The sequence below is a fragment of the Azoarcus indigens genome, from assembly GCF_004361735.1.
GTDB lineage: Bacteria > Pseudomonadota > Gammaproteobacteria > Burkholderiales > Rhodocyclaceae > Azoarcus > Azoarcus indigens.
Map to the genome: position 1 here is coordinate 55,560 of NZ_SNVV01000002.1, position 19,074 is coordinate 74,633.

Below are 19,074 nucleotides of genomic sequence, written 5' to 3' on the forward strand. Positions count from 1 at the left end.
AGAAGCAGACATGGGCAAGCTGAGCGACAAGACGGCGATCATCACCGGCGCGAGTTCCGGCATAGGCCGGGCGGCGGCGCGGCTGTTCGCCGGGGAGGGCGCGGCGTTGGTGCTGGTTGCCCGCCGGGAGGCGGAGCTGGCCGCCCTGGTGGCGGAGATCGCGGCCGCCGGCGGCCGCGCGGTGGCGCTGGCGGGCGACGTGGCGGAGGAGGCCACCGCACGGCGGGCGGTGGACATGGCGCAGGAAACCTACGGCGGGCTGGACATCGCCTTCAACAACGCCGGCACGCTGGGCGAACTGGGGCCGACCACCGGGGTTTCGCTGGAAGGCTGGCGGCGCACGCTGGAAACCAATCTCACCAGCGCCTTCCTGGGCGCCCGCCACCAGATCCCGGCGATGCTGGCGCGCGGCGGCGGCTCCCTCATCTTCACCTCCACCTTCGTCGGCCATACGGTCGGCTTTCCCGGCACCGCCGCCTATGCGGCCAGCAAGGCCGGGCTGATCGGCCTGGTGCAGACCCTGGCCGCCGAGTTCGGCCCGCAGGGCCTGCGAGTGAACGCCCTGCTGCCGGGCGGTACCGACACCCCGATGGGCGCGCAGATGAGCACCACGCCGGAAGCCATGGCCGCGGTCGCTGCCCTGCATGCGCTCAAGCGCATCGCCCGGCCGGAGGAACTGGCGCAGGCCGCGCTGTTCCTCGCCTCGCCGCAATCCTCCTTCATGACCGGCGCGGCGATGCTGGTGGATGGCGGCGTCTCCATCAACCGCAGCTGAAGCCCCTCAGGCCGGAACCGCCGCAGCCGGCGCCGGCGCCCGTTGCGGCATCGCCGGCTGCAGCACCTCGTGCAGGCGGGTGACGCTGCCGATCACGATCAGCGAGGGCGAGCCGAGCCCGGCCGCGCGCACCGCCGCCGGCAGGGTGGCCAGCGGCTGGCCGACCACGCGCTGCTGCGGGGTGGAGGCGGCATGCACCACCGCCGCCGGCGTATCCGCCGGCAGGCCGTGGGCGATCAGTGCGTCGCAGATCAGCTCCAGCGCCCCCAGCCCCATGTAGATCACCACCGTCTGCTGCGGGCGGGCGAGGGCGGTCCAGTCCAGGTTCACCGTGCCGTCCTTCAAGTGGCCGGTGGCGAACACCAGCGTCTGCGCATGTTCCCGGTGGGTCAGTGGAATGCCGGTACAAGCGGCCATGCCGGAGGCGGCGGTGATGCCGGGCACCACCTCGCACACCACGCCGGCCGCCGCCAGCGTTTCCATCTCCTCGCCGCCACGGCCGAAGATGAAGGGATCGCCGCCCTTCAGCCGTACCACCCGCAAGCCTTGCCGCGCCAGCCGCAGCAGCAGGCGGTTGATGTCTCCCTGCGGCAGCGCATGCCGGCCGGCTTCCTTGCCGACGTAGATGCGCTGGGCATCCTCCGGGATGAGGTCGAGTACGCCGCTGCCGACCAGATTGTCATAGACCACCACCTCCGCCTCGGCGATGCGCCGCGCCGCACGCAGCGTCAACAGTTCCGGGTCGCCCGGACCGGCGCCGACCAGGCTCACCCAGCCGCAGCGGGCGCCGCCGTGCGGCAGGCCGCCGGCTGCCGGCGGCGCCAGCGGAAATGCCTTCGGGATACAGACCGGCGGCCGGAAGGCGAGGCGGGCGAGTGTCTCCTGCACGGAGATCTGGCTACAGGTGTCGCGGTATCGGGCATTCACCATGATTCCCTCATGCAAGAGCTTGGTGGCGACTCTAGCAGCCGGGCCGACCCGCTGAAATTGACTGAAGTTAAAGACTTAAATTTTGTAGGGGTACAGAGTCCGCCCTGCTTGATTGATGAACCTGCAGCAGCAGTCTTGAGGGAGAAAAAGCATGAAATTGAAGACCTTAGTGGGTACTTTTGCGTTGGCTGCGCTACCGGCGTCCATGTCTTTTGCATGGGCGGATGCCGCGCCGGAAATGACGGATGCGGAGCGCGCGCAGGCCAAGCAGATCTACTTCGAACGCTGCGCAGGCTGTCACGGCGTGCTGCGCAAGGGCGCCACCGGCAAGAACCTGGAACCGCACTGGACGAAGACGCTGCAGGATGGAAACAAGGTCGAGGGCGGCACGCTGAAGCTGGGCACCAACCGCCTGGAACGCATCATTGCCTACGGTACCGACGGCGGCATGGTGAATTACGACGACATCCTCAGCGAGAAGGAAATCAACCTGATGGCGCGCTACATCCAGCAAACGCCGGATGCGCCGCCGGAATTCTCCCTGAAGGACATGCGCGACAGCTGGAAGCTCATCGTGCCCAAGGACAAGCGTCCGACCAGGCAGATGAACAAGATCAACCTGCAGAACGTGTTCGCCGTCACCCTGCGCGACGCCGGCAAGCTGGCCCTGATCGACGGCGACACCCACAAGATCTGGAAGGTGCTGGATACCGGCTACGCGGTACACATCTCCCGCCTCTCCGCCTCCGGCCGCTATGTGTATACGGTGGGCCGCGACGGCCTCACCACCATCATCGACATGTGGTTCGAGGAGCCGACCACGGTGGCCTCGGTGCGCCTGGGCTCGGATGCACGCTCGGTGGACGTCTCCAAGTTCAAGGGCTACGAGGACAAGTACCTGATCGGTGGCACCTACTGGCCGCCCCAGTACTCCATCATGGATGGTGAGACCCTGGAGCCGATCAAGATCGTCTCCACCCGCGGCCAGACGGTGGATGGCGAGTACCACCCGGAACCGCGCGTCGCCTCCATCGTGGCCTCGATGACCAAGCCGGAGTGGGTGGTCAACGTGAAGGAAACCGGCCAGATCCTGCTGGTGGACTACACCGACCTGAAGAACCTCAAGACCACCACCATCGAATCCGCCAAGTTCCTGCATGACGGCGGCTGGGATGGTTCCAAGCGCTACTTCATGGTCGCCGCCAACGCCTCCAACAAGGTGGCGGCGGTGGATACCAAGACCGGCAAGCTCGCCGCCCTGGTCGATACCGCCAAGATTCCCCACCCTGGCCGTGGCGCCAACTTCATCCACCCGCAGTACGGTCCGGTGTGGGCCACCGGCCACCTGGGCGACGCGGTGGTGTCGCTGATCTCCACGCCCTCCGAAGAGGCCAAGTACGCCAAGTACAAGGGCAACAACTGGAAGGTGGTGCAGGAGCTGAAGATGCCGGGCGCTGGCAACCTGTTCGTCAAGACGCATCCGAAATCCACCCACTTCTGGGCGGACGCGCCGATGAACCCGGAGCGCGAGGTGGCCGAGTCCGTCTATGTGTTCGACATGGGTGACCTCGACAAGGCGCCGGTGCAGCTCAACGTCGCCAAGGATTCCGGCCTGCCTGAAACCACCGCCGTCCGCCGCGCCGTCCAGCCCGAGTACAACCTGGCCGGCGACGAAGTGTGGATCTCGCTGTGGGGCGGCAAGACCGACCAGTCCGCCATCGTCATCTACGACGACAAGACGCTGAAGCTGAAGAAGGTGATCACCGATCCGGCGGTGGTCACGCCGACCGGCAAGTTCAACGTCTTCAACACCATGCACGACGTCTATTGATCCCCGGCCGCGCCGGTGCCGCCTCCCGCGCAGCCGGCGGGCGGTGGCCGCTGGCGCGGCGGGCATCATCATCCAGTGGAATGAAGACATGAGCGAGCAAAACAACAAGGACGGCACGCCGGAGGGCGGCCGCCGCGGCGGCCTGTTCGCCCGGCTGCGCCGGCCCAGCGCGCGCTGGTCGCTGGGCACGCTGCTGGTGGCCGGCTTCGTCGTCGGCGTCGCCTTCTGGGGCGGCTTCAACACCGCAATGGAAGCGACCAACACCGAGGCCTTCTGCATCGGCTGCCACGAGATGTATGACAACGTCTACCAGGAGTACAAGCAGACCATCCACTACTCCAACCGCACCGGCGTGCGCGCGGTATGTGCCGATTGTCATGTGCCCAAGGACTGGACGCACAAGATGATCCGCAAGGTGCAGGCCTCCCGCGAGCTCTACGGCAAGCTCACCGGCAGCATAGACACGGCGGAGAAGTTCGAGGCCAAGCGCCTGCAGCTGGCGCGGCGCGAATGGGCGCGCATGAAGGCCGCCGATTCCCGCGAATGCCGCAACTGCCACAGCCTGGAAAGCATGAACAGCGAGAAGCAGCAGCAACGTGCGCGCAAGCAGCACGAGATGGCGCGCGAGGACAACATGACCTGCATCGACTGCCACAAGGGCATCGCGCACCACAAACCCTCGGGCATGACCGAGCAAGACGAGGAATGAGCCAGCCTGCGGCCCCGGCGCGCAGGCGCCGCGACCGCGCTGAAGGAGAAGCAAGATGAGCAAGAGAGCGATGGCGGCAATGGAACTGAAACGGGCGGCGGGTGCGGCGGGCCTGGGCCTGCTCTGCATGCTGGCGGCGAACCCGGCGGCGGCGGCCGCGCCGGCGGACTGGAACAAGGTGCCCGCCACCTCGGTCACGCTGTTCTACCCCGGCGTGGCGGCGATGGAGTGGATCACCAAGGGCACCGAGCACGGCGGCGCGCGGGCGCTGCGCAAGGGCGATGCCTGTGCCGACTGCCACAGCGAGGAAACCGCCAAGATGGGCCAGCTCATCGTCAGCGGCCAGAAGCTGGAGCCGGCGCCCATCGCCGGCAAGGCCGGCTCCATTCCGGTGCAGGTGCGCGCCGCGCATGACGGCGACACCCTCTACCTGCGCTTCTCGTGGAAGCAGCCCAAGCCGGCCGGCGGCGCCAGGATGGACGACAAGAACCCGGTGAAGATCGCCTTCATGCTGGACGCCGGCAAGGTGGAAGGCGCCGGCCAGAGCGGCTGCTGGGCGAGCTGCCACGCGGATTCGCGCACCATGCCGGGCGCGGCGGACACCAAGAAGAAGTATGTGAAGAACGGCTCGCTGGCCAGTGGCGTGTTCTACGACCTGGTGCAATGGCGCAGCGGCGAGAAGAAGGGCTACGACGGCTACGTGGCCGACGCCCGCGTCATGGAAGGCGGCAAGGCACTGGTGGCCGCCGAGGGCAAGCTGGACGGCGACACCTGGACGGTGACCTTCGCCCGCAAGTTCGCTGGCGGCGAAGGCGACGTCACGCTGGCGCCGGGCCAGGTCTACAACTTCGGCTTCGCCATCCATGACGATCACGCCGCGGGCCGCTTCCACCAGGTGTCGCTGGGTTACAAGCTGGGCATAGACACCAAGGCGGACGTGGTCGCGAGCAAGCAATGAAGCCCCCGGGGCCTTGCGGCCGCGGCGCGGGCTGTGCCCTGGCGGCGCTGGCGGCGGCCTTGCTGCTGCTGGCCTCGCCGGCCTGGGGCGCGGAGCACCGGGTGGAGGTGGTGGACTACGCCTACCGCCCGGCGGAGCTGACCATACAGCCGGGCGACACGGTGACCTGGAGCAACCGCGAGAAGCGCGTCAGCCACTCGGTGCTGTTCGACGCCAGCGGCCAGGAGTCGGAGCGCTTCTTCCCCGGCGAAAGCTGGTCGCACACCTTCGAGGCGGAGGGCGAGTTCGCCTACCACTGCGGCCCGCATCCGGAGATGAAGGGCAGGGTGGTGGTGCGCGGGCAGCGTTGATCTGGTGGCTGGACACTCCGGCTTCGTTGGGATGAGTTCTGTGGCGGGAGAGGGGCGGGCCCTTTGGTGGGCTCAGGGCTGGCACGCCCCAGCAAGGCCCTTCGACAGGCTCAGGGCGAACGGCCTCCTGTGATGGGTTGCCGGCTTGATGAACAACGCTCAACCCGGGAACACCGTTCGCGCTGAGCGAAGTCGAAGGGCATCGCGGGCACTGTGTTCCGACATCGCCAGCCCGGAGCCGGCTGAAGGCTTTCAGTCGCTGCATGCTCAGTCGGCGCGCCGAGGGAGCCTCTCCTGCTGACGAAAGGAAAGCGGTGCGACGCCGGCGTGCGCCGCTTTTCCGCCTTCCGTGAACCGCCTTTCCCGCCCGCCATGCGCCCCTGCAGTTCACCGCCTCCGCCGCGTTGATACGAGTCAAAGTTTTCGCCGCGCCGCAGGTTCATCTTGAGCCGCATTGCATGTCAGCAGGAAGCCCGTCATGAACAAGCTGCCCCCTCTCGCGCTGCATGTCGCCGTGCTGCTCTGTGTGGCCTTCGCCTCCGCCTATGCGTCCGCCTCGGTCGCCGGCGGTGGCGAGCCGCGACTCGAGCGCCAGCGGGAACTGGTCCGGCTGGTGCGGCAGGATTGCGGCTCCTGTCATGGCCTCAGCCTGGCCGGTGGCCTGGGGCCGGCGCTGCTGCCGGCGGCGGTGGCGGAGAAGCCGGTGGAACTGCTGGTCGGCACCATCATGGACGGCCGCCCCGGCACCGCGATGCCCGGCTGGTCGCGCTTCGTCAGCGCGCCGGAGGCCGAGTGGGTGGTGCGCCAGCTGATCGCCGGCTTTCCGCAGGATGGAGGCGGACAATGACGATCCGCCTGCCCCGCCTGTCATTGCCGCAACTGTGCGCCGTCGCGCTTGCCACCCTCCTGCTCGCCGCCTGTAGCAGCACGCCGGCGCCGCGCGGCACCGGCGACCTTGGCCTGGTCATCGAGCGCGCCAGCGGCCAGGTGGCGGTGGTGGAAACCACCGGCCGCAGCCGGCTGGCCACGGTGCAAGGGCTGGGCGATCTCTCCCATGCGCACGTCACCTATTCCCGCGACGGCCGCTACGGCTATGTGTTCGGCCGCGACGGCGGGCTGACCAAGGTGGATCTGCTGCTGGGCCGCATCGACCGCCGGGTGGTGCAGGCGGGCAACTCCATCGGCGGCTCCATCTCGCAGGACGGCCGGCTGGTGGTGGCGCAGAACTACGATCCCGGCGGCATCCGGGTGTTCGACGCCGACACCCTGGAGCCGCTCTCCGAGGTGCCGGCGGAATACGCGCCCGGCTTCCGCTCCAAGGTGGTCGGCCTGGCCGATCTGCCCGGCCAGCGCTTCGCCTATGCGCTGTTCGAGGCTGGCGAGATCTGGGTGACGGACCTTTCCGACCCGCGCCAGCCGCGCACCCAGCGCTACCCTGCCGGCCGCCAACCCTATGACGCACTGGTGACGCCGGACGGCCGCCACTTCATCGCCGGCCTGTTCGGCGAAGACGGCCTCGCGCTGCTGGACCTGTGGCACCCGGAGCAGGGCGTGCGCAAGATCCTCTCAGGCTACGGCCGCGGCGAGCAGCCGCTGCCGGTGTACAAGATGCCGCACCTGCGCGGCTGGGCGGTGGCCGGCGACTACGCCTGGCTGCCCGCCATCGGCCGCCACGAGGTGCTGGTGGTGGATACCCGCGACTGGCGCGAGGTGGCGCGGGTGCCGGTGCACAGCCAGCCGGTGTTCGTCATGGCGCGGCCGGATGGCCGCCAGGTGTGGGTGAATTTCGCCTTCCCGGACAACGGCAAGCTGCAGGTCATAGACACCGAAAGCCGCAGCGTGGTGGAGACCCTGGAGCCGGGCAGGGCGGTGCTGCACATGGAATTCACCCCGCGCGGCGAAGCGGTGTGGGTTTCCGCCCGCGACGACGACAAGGTGGTGGTGTACGACACCGAGACCCGCCGCCCGCTGGCCGAACTGCCGGCGGCCAAGCCCAGCGGCATCTTCTTCACCAGCCGCGCGGCGCGCACCGGTTTCTGAGGTGGACATCATGGACGCCGCCCGCTTCCGCCTGCTCAACGACTGGCAGCATGACTTCCCCCGCGTGGAAACGCCTTACGCCGAGCTGGCACAGACCGTCGGCATGGACGCGGAGGCGGTGCTGGCCGCCTACCGCGCGTGGTTGCACGAAGGCACGGTGAGCCGCATCGGCCCGGTGGTGGCCAGCGGCCGGGTGGGCGCCAGCGCGCTGGTGGCGCTGGCGGTGCCGTCGGCACGGCTGGCGGAGGTGGCGGCGCGGGTGAGCCAGCTCAGCGCGGTCAATCACAACTACGAGCGCGAGCATCTCTACAACCTGTGGTTCGTCGCCACCGCCGGCAGCGCGGCGCAGTTGCAGGAAACGGTGGAGCGCATCGCCGTCGCCACCGGCTGCGCGCCGCTGCTGCTGCCGATGGAAGAGGCCTACCACATCGACCTCGGCTTCGATCTCGGCTTCCGCCCCGAATACGGCGGGCGGCAGGTGCAAACGCCCTGGCAGGCCGCCGCGCCCTGTCGGCTGGCGGAAGGCGAGCGCGCGCTGCTGGGCGTGCTGCAGCATGGCCTGCCGGCGGTGGCGCGGCCGTATGCGGCGGTGGGCGAACGGCTCGGCCTGTCCGGCGCGGCGGTGTGCGCCATGGTGGATGGCTGGCTGCTTTCCGGCCTGCTGCGCCGCTTCGGCGTGGTGGTGCGGCACCACGAGCTGGGCTATGCCGCCAATGCCATGTGCGTGTGGGATGTGGCGGATGAGGAAGTGGCCGATTTCGGCCGCCGCCTCGGCGCCGAGGCCGGCGTCACCCTGTGCTACCGCCGCCGCCGCGCGCTGCCGCAGTGGCGCTACAACCTGTTCTGCATGATCCACGGCAAGGCTCGCGCCGAGGTGCTGGCCCGGCGCGCCGCGATCGCCGACCGCCTGGCGCTGGACCGCTGGCCGCACGCGGTGCTGTTCAGCCGCCGCCGCTTCAAGCAGTGCGGCGCGCGCTACATGCCGGACGCGGCAGCATCGGGTGTGCGGGAGGAAACGGCCCATGCCTGAATACAGCCACGCGGGCCGGCATGCCCCTGGCGTTTCCCCTTGTGGCGCCGCGCGCCCCGCGCTGGACGACATCGACCGCCGCCTCATCAACGAACTGCAGGGTGGTTTCCCGCTGGTGGCGCGCCCCTATGAAGCGGTGGCGCGGACGCTGGGGGTGGACGAGGCGGAGCTCATCGCCCGCCTGCGCCGGCTGCTGGATGCCGGCGTGCTGTCCCGCTTCGGCCCGATGTTCCAGATCGAGCGCGCCGGCGGCGCCTTCTGCCTGGCGGCGATGGCGGTGGCGGACGCGGACTGGGAGCGGGTGCTGGCTCAGGTGAACAGCCATGACGAGGTCGCGCACAACTACCGCCGCGAGCACCGCCTCAACATGTGGTTCGTGCTCGCCACCGAAACGCCCGCCGGCATCGCCGACTGCGCCCGCCGCATCGAAGCGGCCACCGGCGTGGCGGTGCATCTCTTCCCCAAGGAACGCGAATACTTCGTCGGCATGCGCCTGGAGGCACGATGAACGCGCCCACGTCCAAGCTCATATCCAACGCGCCCATATCCGCCGGCCCGCTGCTGGACGAAACCGACCGCCGCCTCATCCGCGCCACCCAGGGCGGCCTGCCGCTGGTGCCGCAACCCTATCTGGCGATAGCCGAGCAGCTCGGCATTGGCGAAGCGGAAGTCGCCACCCGGCTGGCCGCGATGCTGGAGAACGGCCTCATCCGCCGCATCGGCGCGGTGCCCAACCACTACGCGCTGGGCTACACCGCCAACGGCATGAGCGTGTGGGACGTGGATGACGAAGTGGTGGATGCCGCCGGCGAGCGCATCGGCGCGCTGGCCTGCGTCACCCACTGCTACCGCCGCCCGCGCCACCGGCCGCACTGGCCCTACAACCTGTTCGCCATGGTGCACGGCGGCTCGCGGGAGGAGGTGAGGCGCCATGTCGCCGACATCCTGTTGCTGCTCATGCGCGACTTCACCGGCCGCCTGCGTGGCCACGAGGTGCTGTTCTCCACCGCCATCCTGAAAAAGACCGGCCTGCGGCTGCGGGATTGATCCGCATCATTCCGCCGCCGCGTGCCGGCCGCTGTAATCCGGCGGCAGCGCAGCCACACGCGCCGCTGCCTTCACCGCCGCAGACTGCCAGACGGGGCCCGCCATGTTCCGCATTTCCCAATTCATCCGCGACCTCGACCGGCCCGCAGCGCCGGCCGCCGCCGAACCCCGCTCACCCAGCACTCCTGCCACACCCGCCACTCCCAGGCCCACCGGCCCGGTGGTGATCTGGAACCTTATCCGCCGCTGCAACCTCACCTGCAAGCACTGCTACTCCATCTCCGCCGATACCGACTTCGCCGGCGAACTGAGCACCGCCGAAGTTCACACGGTGATGGACGATCTCAAGGCCTTCGGCGTGCCGGTGCTCATCCTCTCCGGCGGCGAACCGCTGCTGCGGCCGGACATCTTCGACATCGCCCGCCGCGCCAAAGCCCTGGGCTTCTACGTCGGCCTCTCCAGCAACGGCACGCTGATCGGCGAGCACAACATCGGCGCCATCGCCGATGCCGGCTTCGACTACGTCGGCATCAGCCTGGACGGCATAGGCGTCACCCACGACCGCTTCCGCCGCCTGGCCGGCGCCTTCGACGCCTCCATGGCCGGCATCCGCCTGTGCCTGGCGCGCGGCCTCAAGGTCGGCCTGCGCTACACCATGACCGAGGACAACGCCCACGACCTGCCGCCGCTGCTGCGCCTGGCGGAAGACGAAGGCATCAGCAAGTTCTACTTCTCCCACCTCAACTACGCCGGCCGCGGCAACAAGCACCGCGCCGACGATGCCCGCCACCAGACCACCCGCCGGGCGATGGAGCTGCTGTTCGAAACCTGCATGGCGCGCCAGCAACGCGGGCTGGCGCATGAATTCGTCAGCGGCAACAACGATGCGGACGGCATCTACCTGCTGCACTGGGTGCGGCGCCACTTCCCCGCCCATGCCGGGCGGGTGGCCGCCCGCCTGCGCCAGTGGGGCGGCAACGCCAGCGGGGTGAACGTGGCCAACATCGACAACCTCGGCGTGGTGCACCCGGACACCATGTGGTGGCACGAGGCGCTGGGCAATGTGCGCGAGCGGCCGTTCTCGGCCATCTGGCGCGATCTCTCCAACCCGCTGATGGCCGGCCTGCGCCAGCATCCGCGCCGCGTCGGTGGCCGCTGCGGCCAGTGCGCCCACCTGGACATCTGCAACGGCAGCTCGCGGGTGCGCGCCGGCCAGATCACCGGCGACGTCTGGGCGGAAGACCCCGGCTGCTACCTCAGCGACGAGGAAATCGGCCTGACACCGGACCGCGCGGTCGAGCGGGTGCGCACCACGCCCTATGTGCGCAGGCTGCACCCGGCGCCCGTAAGCAATGCCCCGAAAGCCAGTGGAGTGAAGGCATGAAGCAGACGAAGCAGTTGGAAACCGGCGCGGAACGGACGCCGGATGTGCGAGCAGGCGACAAGCCGCCCGCCGGCCCCGCCCGCAGGTCCAGCCGGCAAGCCGCCTACGAGCCGGACGAAGCCCTGAGCAACTACGCCGCGCCGGCGCTGGAGCCCTGGGAAGAGGAAGCGCCACCAAGCGCACGGCCGCCCGCCGCGCCGTCCTCCACCCTCATGCCGAAGGCGGCCAAGCGCATGGTCATCCTCGCCATCGTCTGGCTGGTCTTCCTGCTGTTCGTATCGCTGAAATCCGCCCATGCCGCGCCGGAGGCCGGCGGCGCGGCCAGTGCCGCGCTGAGCAGCGCCAAGGCCAGCTACCAGCTGCACTGCGCCGCCTGCCACGGCACCGACCGCCTGGGCGGCATCGGCCCGGCGCTGCTACCGGAAAACCTGTCGCGGCTGCGCAAGGGCGAGGCGCTGAAAGTAGTGCGCGACGGCCGCCCGGCCACCCAGATGGCTGGTTTCGGCCAAGCGCTGGCGGCGGATCAACTGGCTGCGCTGGTCGACTGGATCTACACCCCGGTGGTGCCGGCGCCGGTGTGGCGCGAGGCCGACATCCGCGCCTCCCGCATCCAGCATGCCGAGCCGGCGAAACTGCCGGCGCGGCCGGTGTTCGAGGCTGACCCGCTCAACCTCTTCCTGGTGGTGGAGGCGGGCGACCACCACGTCTCGGTGCTGGACGGCGACCGCCTGGAAGTGATCCACCGCTTCCCCAGCCGCCATGCCCTGCACGGCGGGCCGAAATTCGCCGATGGCGGCCGCTACGTCTTCTTCGCCTCGCGCGACGGCTGGGTCACCAAGTACGACCTGTGGAACCTCAAGGTGGTGGCCGAAGTGCGCGCCGGCATCAACACCCGCAACCTCGCCGCCTCGCCGGACGGCCGCCACATCGCCATCGCCAACTACCTGCCGCACACCCTGGTGCTGCTGGATGGCGACCTCAATCTGCTCAAGGTACTGGAGGTGAGCGACCGCGGCGGCAAACACAGCTCCCGCGTCTCCGCCGTGTATGACGCCACGCCGCGCCATTCCTTCATCGCCGCACTCAAAGACGTGCCGGAAGTGTGGGAGATCAGCTACGACCCCGCCGCAGACGAAATCCCCGCTGGCCTCATCCACGACCATGCCCAGCGGGAAGGCGCCTTCATCCCCGGCTACCTCAACCCCCGCCGCACCCAGCTGAGCGACCCGCTGGACGACTTCTTCTTCACCCAGGACTATTCCGAACTCATGGGCGCCTCCCGCGAAGGCAAGGGGCAAGTGGTGAACCTGGACGCCCGCAAGAAGATCGCCGACCTCCCGCTCGCCGGCATGCCCCACCTGGGCTCCGGCATCACCTGGGACTGGCGCGGCCGCCGCGTCATGGCCAGCACCAACCTGCAAGCCGCCGAGGTAACGGTGATCGACCTGCAAAGCCGCGAAGTCGTCCGCCGCATCCCCACCCGCGGCCCCGGCTTCTTCCTCCGCAGCCACGAAAACAGCCGCTACGCCTTCGTCGATTCCATGATGAGCCCCGAGTACAAACACGTGCTGCAGGTGATCGACAAGGAAACGCTGAAAGTCGTCCACGAACTCACCGAACAACCCGGCCGCACCCTGGCCCACGTCGAATTCACCCGCGACGGCAGCTACGCGCTCGCAAGCCTGTGGGAAGACGACGGCGCGCTACTCGTGTTCGACGCGCAAACCCTGGCGGAAGTGAAACGGATACCGATGCGGAAACCGGTGGGGAAATACAACGTGTGGAACAAGATCACGCGGGAGGAGGGGACTAGTCATTGAGGGGGGCTGCCGCTCGCCCGAATGCAGCTAGTCGCCGTTGATCTCCAAAACACGTCTTGAGAGGGGCGACCATTAGAGACCAACGTGGACTTCAGACGGCAGTATTTCGGCCGAAGCTGCCGGTCCAGCCGGATACGCTGATTGTCCGCGTTAGGCGAGAACCGGTCAGTCGATCTCGCCATCTGAATCGAATAGCCGAGGTCTCCTCCTCCTCGCTCAATGACCGGTTTCTGGAGAGCGAATTTTCCGCGGAACTACCTCGCTCGACCAAGATGCCCCGCTTGACATCGGCGTCTGGATTACGCGCGATCCGGCGCTAGGGCTGAAAAAACGCCGGGCGGCCACGAAACATCATTTGCTATGTCCTGTTCGAGCCAAATCACGACTTGGCGGCGACAGGAAGCCGAAATGGCGCGCCCAGTCGGTTGAACGCGTTCATTGCGGCAATCGTGATCGTAAGGTCGACCAGGTCTTTGGGCGTGAATTGTGCCGAGGCAGCGGCATACGCCTCATCCGAAGCATGCGTTTCGCTGACACGAGTCACCTCCTCAGCCCAGGCCAGCGCGGCACGCTCCTGGTCAGAGAATAGGTGGCGTACTTCATCCCACACCGGTACCAACGTGATCTTGTCGATCGACATGGTTTTCCTGAGATCGCGGCTGTGCATGTCGATGCAGTGGGCGCAGCCGTTGATTTGCGAAACGCGAAGAAACACGAGGTGCACAAGCTCCTCGGGGAGGTTCGTCTTCTTTGTGACGTAGTGGTGGATACCGAAAAGAGCTTTCGCGCCGTCAGGCGCGATTTCTTGCCAGTTCAAGCGTGTCATCTCAGTCCTTTCCTGTCGTTGATGGTGAGTAGTGTCGGGGTCGGTGCGCCCCAGGGCCGCCTATCGACTTCAGCGGCGGTCCATGTCATAACGCCACGTTACTCCACCGGATATTGGAGAGACAGGCCCAAAAACTGCCGAAATGACTGACCCAAATGCGCCCAATGTGCTTTCCATTCAGGTGGACCGTGCCACCGACGCACCTATCGGCGACCAGATCCATGCGAGCCTGCGACAGGCGATTCTCGACGGCCGGCTTGCGCCGGGACAGCGCTTGCCTTCCGGCCGGGACCTCGCCGCGCAGCTTGGCGTTGCGCGCGGCACCGTCCGCGTGGCCTACGAGCGGCTGATCGCCGAGAACCTGGTGTTCGGTGCCGGCCCCGCAGGCACACGCGTAGGCGCTCGGCCGCCCGTCGGCCGAGCGAACGACGAGGCGCCACTCGACGGGCCTTTGGCGGCTTTTACCCGCCCATATTCGAGCACGCCGCTGCCGTTCCAAATGGGCGTGCCGGCTCACGACGCATTTCCCACCAAGCTCTGGGCTCGCATGCGGGCGCGTGCAGTACGCGCCGACGCCATCACTTATACGGCCTACGCTGACCCGCGCGGCGAGCCTGCGCTACGGGCCCAGATAGCGAGCCACCTGGCCGTCAGCCGGCAAATGCAATGTCATCCCGATCAGATCCTCGTTACGAGCGGGTACCGGCACGGCCTAATGCTTGCGTTGACGGCACTGCGTGCGCACGGTCGCAAGGCGTGGATCGAGGAGCCAGGTTATCCGCTGGGAAGACGCGCGCTGGAACTGATCGGAGCCGCGCTCGAACCCGTGCCCATCGATGCCGAGGGGATGCGCGTAAAGGATGGCATCGCCCGCGCGCCAGACGCCTTCCTGGCGTTGGTCACTCCGGGCCAACACGCACCGCTGGGCGTGACCCTGTCGCCGGCACGAAGACACGCCCTGCTCGACTGGGCAGCGGCAAGGGAGGCCTGGGTCATCGAAGACGACTATCTTGGAGAACTGCAGCTCGACGGTCGGGCGGCACCGGCCCTTGCCGCAGGCGAAGGCGCGAACCGCGTGATTCACATCGGCTCGTTCAGCAAGACGCTCAGCCCGGCGCTGGGCCTTGGTTTCGTCGTCGCCCCACGCTCGCTGGCGGAGCGTCTGGTCGAGGTCTCTGCTGTGTTGGCCCCGGCCCCAAACCGGACCACCCAACTGGCGGTTACGGAGTTTCTAGCGGATGGGCACTTCCTGAGGCACCTGCGCCGGATGAAGGCTCTCTATGCCGAGCGCCGCAATCTCGCGTTAGCGCATGTCAGCGAGTTTCTGCCGAACTCGCTGGCGGCGGGCTTAGGCGTGATCGCACCGCTTCCACAGCTCGCCGACGACAACGCCATTGTCGACGTTGCCCGCGCACACGGCCTAGCGCCTTCTGCCCTCTCCGCCTGGCATCTTCGCCGCACTCATGCGCAACGCGGCTTGCTACTCAGCGTGACGAACCTGCGCCTCGACAACATCGATGCAGCATGCGCGAAACTTGCAAGCATCGTTGCATCTCATTGAGTCGTAGCCCACAGGCACCCACCGGTTGAATCCACAGGCGATAGCCGCCTGAGTTTCGGGGTCGGCTGACCGACCGCTTCGGCCGAAGTGAGGCCGTTCGGTGGCGAGTAGAGGCGGCCGTCCTATCTCGATCCTGGATGTCTGCGCGCTGTCCGCAGCATCACGCTGCTCAGCGCTGCAGAGGCGTCTCTCGTCTTCTTGAGCGCTCCATTAAACCGATTTGCGTTCAGCTTGTGACGAGCCTTTATGGCTTCCCGAGGAAGCAGGTTGAAGCTCTACGCGTTAGCTAAATCGAAAAGAGGCTGCCCTGCGAATTCATCGCAGTACCCAGCACCCCTCAATTCAAACTCCGCCTCAATCTCCCCAAATCCGGAATATGAATCGTCCGCCCCTGGACGACGATGAGCCCGCTTTCGATCAGCTCATGCAGGATGCGGGAGAAGTGTTCCTGCGTCAGGTTCAGGCGCGATGCGATGGTGCCTTTGCTGGTGGGTAGGCGCACGGTGACTCGCTCGGTGCCGGGGAGGGCGCCGGCGGGGCCGTTGCTGGCGGCGTCACCTTCCTTTTCTTCCCGCAGCAGGTAGCCCACGACGCGTTCCCGGCCGGAGCGCAGGGAGTAGGTTTCGACGTCGGCGACGAGGTGGTGGAGGCGTTGGGCTAGGCCGGCGATGATCTTGCGGCAGAACAGCGGGTCGCGCTCCATTTCCTCGAATACCACTTGCTTGGAGATGTGCAGCAGGCTGCAGTCGCCCAGGGGCTGGGCCATGACCACGTAGGGTTTGTCCATGAACATGACGGCTTCGCCGAAGGTCTGGCCGGCGCGGATGATTTCGACCACTTTTTCGTGGCCGGCGGCGGAGATGAAGGCGAGTTTGACCTGGCCGGTGAGTACCAGGTGGAAGCCGTGGCAGGGGTCGCCGCGGTGGAAGAGGACGGCGTTGCGCTCGACTTTCTGTTCGCGCACGCCGTGGGCGAAGCGGGCGATTTCCGCTTGGGCGAGGCCGTTGAACAGCGGGGCCTGGGTGAGCAGCTGGGAGATGCGCTCGGTCTGCGGGTCCAGCGGCTGGCGATCCAGCGGCTGGCCGCCGCCACGCGGGGTGCGCGCGGGCGCGGCAAACAGCGTGGCACAGGGAGTATCGCGCGGACTCATCGAGTCACCTCGTCAGTTGAGCGTAGAACAGGGGCAGGCGGGAGGGCAGTTCTTCCGGCTTGCGGATGACGGTGAAGCCGGCGGGGCCGAAGAGGTGGGGCAGGTAGCTGGCGCCTTCGCGGTCTATGGTCACGCAGAAGGGGGCGAGGCCGGCGCGGCGGGCTTCGACGATGGCGGCGCGGGTGTCTTCGATGCCGTAGCGGCCGTCGTAGAGGTCGAGGTCGTTGGGTTTGCCGTCGGACAGGATGAGCAGGATGCGGCGGCTGGCGGGCTGGGCTTCCAGCAGCTTGGTGGCGCGGCGTATGGCGGCGCCCAGGCGGGTGTAGTAGCCGGGCTTGAGCGCGAGGATGCGGCCGCGGATGCGGTTGTCGAAGCGCTCGCCGAAGTCTTTCAGGCGGTGGAAGCGCACCTTGTCGCGCCGCACCGAGGAGAAGCCGGCGAGGGCGAAGGCGTCGCCGGTGGCGCCCAGGGCTTCGCCGAACAGCAGCAGGGCGTCGCGGATGACGTCGATGACGCGGGCCTGCGATGACACCCAGGCGTCGGTGGAGAGGGAGAGGTCGGCCAGCACCAGGCAGGCGAGGTCGCGCTCGCGGGTTTCCAGCGAGAGGTAGAGCTGTTCCGAGGGCTGGCGGCCGCAGTGGCGGTCGGTTTGCGCGCGCACCGCGGCATCCACGTCCAGCTCGGAGCCTTCCGGCTGGCCGCGCAGCCAGCGCCGGCCGGGCTGCAGGGCGGCGAACTGCTGGCGCAGGCGGCGGGCAGTGGCTTGCAGCGGTGCTGGCAGCGGGCCGGGCGGGGCGTTGCGGGCGGCCATCTCGATGACGCGCACATGGTCGGGAAGGAGGATGCGCTTGCGGTAGTCCCACTCAGGTTGCGGGATGCCGGCGCAGAGCACGACGTCGTCCTCGGCGTCCGAGGGCAGGTCGAGGTCGAAGCGGACCTTGGAGGCGACCTTCTCCCTGTCTTCGGCGAGGGCGAGCTTGTCCAGGTCGCGGGCGGCATCGGCGGCGTTCGGATCGGGTTCGTCGTCGGTGGGGCGGTTGAGCTTCAGGAATTCGGTGACCGCGAGCAGGCTTTCGGCGCGGAACACCATCATCAGGCCGTTCTTCTCCTTGGGCAGCTCCACCCGCTCGGCGCGGTGGGCGTGGCGCTCGCTGTCTTCGCCCGGCTGGGTGCTGCCGCCGGGCGCTTGCTCCGGATTGCCGCCGCGGTTGCGCGGGAAGGGCGCTGGCGCCGCTTCGTCACCGGCCAGCCACAGCAGCACCGGCGCGGCGGGCGGCGTGCCGGCCGGCACCGGCGGCAGGGCGGTGACGCTGCCGGGCCCGCGCAGCGCGGCGACGATGGCTTCCTCGCGTGCGCGTTCGGCCGGCGGCATGCGGGTACCGAGTCGGCGGGGGGCATAGGCTTCCACCAGCCGCTGGTAGCGGGGCGCCATGCCCGGCCAGCTGGCGAGCACGGTGAGCGTGGCGCGCTGGTTGCGTTGCAGTTCGCTTTCGCCTTCCAGTGTTTCCGCTGGCGGCAGTCCCTGGCGGGCAGCGGCCAGCGCGGCCAGCCAGAGGTAGAGATCGCGATTTAGTTCGCGCTCGGGGAAGGCGGCTATCTCCGGCGGCAGGCGCAACGTGGCGGCGTCCATGCGCGCCAGGGCGGCGTGGCTGCCGGCACCGGCGACGCGGGCGATGAAGCTGCGGCGGGCGCGGTGTTCATCCACCGGCGCCGCCGCCACGCGCAGGCCGGGGTCACCCCCCAGGGCGCGGAAGAGGACGCCGGCGGTGCGTTCCACTTCCCTCAGTCGCACCACCGCGGCCGGATGGCTGACGCCGGCGGCGCGGGTGATGAGACGGTGCCAGAGTTTGCCGACGGCTTCTTCCATGACTGTTTCCTAGGCCGGCAGACGGGGGCCGAGCAGCGGGTAACGGTAGGGGCGCCGCAGCATGGCCTGGTTGAGGCCGACGACGCCGAACAGGATGAGCGTGGCATGCACGCAAACGAAATAGAGCACGCCGATGACCCAGGACCAGGGGTTGGAGAAGCCGCCCAGCAGGAACACCGCGGCGCTGAGCCCGACCAGGATGGCGCCGCCGCGCAGGCTGACGGCCATGGTCTGCTGCAGATGGTTGCGCACCAGCGGCGAGGGGTGATTGCGCTTGGCCAGCCACAGCAGCGCCAGCAGCAGGAAGCCGACGCCGGGGAGCAGCATCAGGTTCACCAGGAAGAGGGCTTCGGCGGCGATTGCCAGCGGCGGGCCGGGGATGTTCTCTTTCAGGAGGTCGGGCTGGGGTGGGGGCATGGTGTTGGTGGCCGGGGGGAGTGAGTGGTTGGTGGCGTGTTGATTGGGTGGGGTGGATGGGGTGGTCGGTTGATTTAGAGGGCCGGGGAGTGGACCTCAGGAGCGGTTGGTTCAGTGAATCGAGCGTGCAACAGGTTCGGCATGCTCCCTCCCCCCTCGCGGGGGAGGGTTGGGGAGAAGGGGCGCCCGCCAGGGCGTCAGCGCTTGGCTGAGCGCCGTTCCCCCTCTCCCCCGGCCCCTCCCGCGAGGGGAGAGGGGAGAAAAACGGGCCTCGGTCGGCTGGAATGTGTCGAGGTGGTGGGCGCAGGTGGCTGGCTTGGTCTGCAAGCTGTAACCGGCAAGTAACTCCGTCAGTGCCAGATTCATTGGCCAACTCCTT

At 68.2% G+C, this 19,074-nt stretch carries 18 protein-coding genes; 13 read left to right on the forward strand and 5 right to left on the reverse strand.

What is annotated here, in order from left to right:
• Positions 1 to 10 precede the first annotated feature (10 nt).
• Positions 11 to 775, forward strand: coding sequence for an SDR family oxidoreductase (locus tag C7389_RS03120; protein WP_133588292.1), 765 nt, complete (start codon positions 11 to 13; stop codon positions 773 to 775).
• Between the two features lie 6 nt (positions 776 to 781).
• Here the strand turns inward: C7389_RS03120 and cobA are convergent, their stop codons facing one another.
• Complete coding sequence (gene cobA / locus C7389_RS03125) at positions 782 to 1,705, reverse strand: uroporphyrinogen-III C-methyltransferase (protein WP_133588293.1); 924 nt, start codon at positions 1,703 to 1,705, stop codon at positions 782 to 784.
• Between the two features lie 151 nt (positions 1,706 to 1,856).
• Here cobA and C7389_RS03130 point away from each other — a divergent pair, with 151 nt between their 5' ends.
• The 11 genes from C7389_RS03130 to C7389_RS03180 all read left to right on the forward strand — a co-directional run bounded on the left by C7389_RS03130 (position 1,857) and on the right by C7389_RS03180 (position 12,874).
• On the forward strand, positions 1,857 to 3,536 hold the full coding sequence (locus C7389_RS03130; RefSeq protein ID WP_133588295.1) for a cytochrome D1 domain-containing protein: 1,680 nt from the start codon (positions 1,857 to 1,859) through the stop codon (positions 3,534 to 3,536).
• An 88-nt stretch (positions 3,537 to 3,624) separates the two neighbouring features.
• Positions 3,625 to 4,245, forward strand: a complete 621-nt coding sequence (locus tag C7389_RS03135) for a NapC/NirT family cytochrome c (protein WP_133588297.1) — start codon at positions 3,625 to 3,627, stop codon at positions 4,243 to 4,245.
• Between the two features lie 55 nt (positions 4,246 to 4,300).
• The gene (locus C7389_RS03140) at positions 4,301 to 5,203 is read left to right on the forward strand and encodes an ethylbenzene dehydrogenase-related protein (protein ID WP_246034605.1); all 903 of its coding nucleotides are present in this window, start codon (positions 4,301 to 4,303) and stop codon (positions 5,201 to 5,203) included.
• The gene (locus C7389_RS03145; protein ID WP_133588299.1) at positions 5,200 to 5,553 is read left to right on the forward strand and encodes a plastocyanin/azurin family copper-binding protein; all 354 of its coding nucleotides are present in this window, start codon (positions 5,200 to 5,202) and stop codon (positions 5,551 to 5,553) included. Before C7389_RS03140 ends, C7389_RS03145 begins: the two co-directional genes overlap by 4 nt.
• A 478-nt stretch (positions 5,554 to 6,031) precedes the next feature.
• Positions 6,032 to 6,400 (forward strand): c-type cytochrome, encoded by a 369-nt coding sequence (locus C7389_RS03150; RefSeq protein ID WP_133588301.1) that lies wholly within the window; start codon positions 6,032 to 6,034, stop codon positions 6,398 to 6,400.
• Positions 6,397 to 7,593, forward strand: coding sequence for a cytochrome D1 domain-containing protein (locus tag C7389_RS03155; protein WP_133588303.1), 1,197 nt, complete (start codon positions 6,397 to 6,399; stop codon positions 7,591 to 7,593). The genes C7389_RS03150 and C7389_RS03155 overlap by 4 nt, the downstream gene beginning before the upstream one ends.
• Positions 7,594 to 7,603: 10 nt before the next feature.
• Entirely contained in the window at positions 7,604 to 8,623 is a 1,020-nt protein-coding gene (gene ahbB / locus C7389_RS03160; protein WP_133588305.1) for a siroheme decarboxylase subunit beta, read from the forward strand.
• Positions 8,616 to 9,131, forward strand: coding sequence for an Lrp/AsnC family transcriptional regulator (locus tag C7389_RS03165; protein ID WP_133588307.1), 516 nt, complete (start codon positions 8,616 to 8,618; stop codon positions 9,129 to 9,131). Before ahbB (C7389_RS03160) ends, C7389_RS03165 begins: the two co-directional genes overlap by 8 nt.
• Positions 9,128 to 9,670 carry a siroheme decarboxylase subunit beta gene (ahbB, locus tag C7389_RS03170; RefSeq protein ID WP_133588309.1) on the forward strand — a complete coding sequence of 181 codons (543 nt, stop codon included), beginning with the start codon at positions 9,128 to 9,130 and terminating at the stop codon, positions 9,668 to 9,670. Before C7389_RS03165 ends, ahbB (C7389_RS03170) begins: the two co-directional genes overlap by 4 nt.
• Positions 9,671 to 9,773: 103 nt before the next feature.
• Positions 9,774 to 11,054 carry a heme d1 biosynthesis radical SAM protein NirJ gene (gene nirJ, locus C7389_RS03175; protein ID WP_133588311.1) on the forward strand — a complete coding sequence of 427 codons (1,281 nt, stop codon included), beginning with the start codon at positions 9,774 to 9,776 and terminating at the stop codon, positions 11,052 to 11,054.
• Positions 11,051 to 12,874: a nitrite reductase gene (locus C7389_RS03180; protein WP_246034606.1), complete on the forward strand. Its 1,824-nt coding sequence runs from the start codon at positions 11,051 to 11,053 to the stop codon at positions 12,872 to 12,874. Before nirJ ends, C7389_RS03180 begins: the two co-directional genes overlap by 4 nt.
• Positions 12,875 to 13,253: 379 nt before the next feature.
• Here the strand turns inward: C7389_RS03180 and C7389_RS03185 are convergent, their stop codons facing one another.
• Complete coding sequence (locus C7389_RS03185; RefSeq protein ID WP_133588313.1) at positions 13,254 to 13,700, reverse strand: carboxymuconolactone decarboxylase family protein; 447 nt, start codon at positions 13,698 to 13,700, stop codon at positions 13,254 to 13,256.
• Between the two features lie 142 nt (positions 13,701 to 13,842).
• Between C7389_RS03185 and pdxR the strand changes: the two genes are divergently transcribed.
• Positions 13,843 to 15,261 (forward strand): MocR-like pyridoxine biosynthesis transcription factor PdxR, encoded by a 1,419-nt coding sequence (gene pdxR / locus C7389_RS03190; protein WP_133588315.1) that lies wholly within the window; start codon positions 13,843 to 13,845, stop codon positions 15,259 to 15,261.
• 337 nt (positions 15,262 to 15,598) lie between these two features.
• On the opposite strand, the gene C7389_RS03195 is transcribed toward pdxR, so the two are convergent.
• Genes C7389_RS03195 through C7389_RS03205 form a run of 3 tightly spaced genes read right to left on the reverse strand, consistent with a single transcriptional unit; the run spans position 15,599 to position 18,695 of the window.
• A complete protein-coding gene (locus tag C7389_RS03195; protein WP_133588317.1) occupies positions 15,599 to 16,411 on the reverse strand; it encodes a Crp/Fnr family transcriptional regulator in 813 nt (270 codons plus the stop codon).
• Between the two features lie 4 nt (positions 16,412 to 16,415).
• On the reverse strand, positions 16,416 to 18,278 hold the full coding sequence (locus C7389_RS03200; protein ID WP_133588319.1) for a nitric oxide reductase activation protein NorD: 1,863 nt from the start codon (positions 18,276 to 18,278) through the stop codon (positions 16,416 to 16,418).
• A gap of 9 nt (positions 18,279 to 18,287) precedes the next feature.
• On the reverse strand, positions 18,288 to 18,695 hold the full coding sequence (locus tag C7389_RS03205; protein ID WP_133588321.1) for a magnetosome magnetite crystal formation protein family: 408 nt from the start codon (positions 18,693 to 18,695) through the stop codon (positions 18,288 to 18,290).
• Between the last annotated feature and the right edge of the window lie 379 nt (positions 18,696 to 19,074).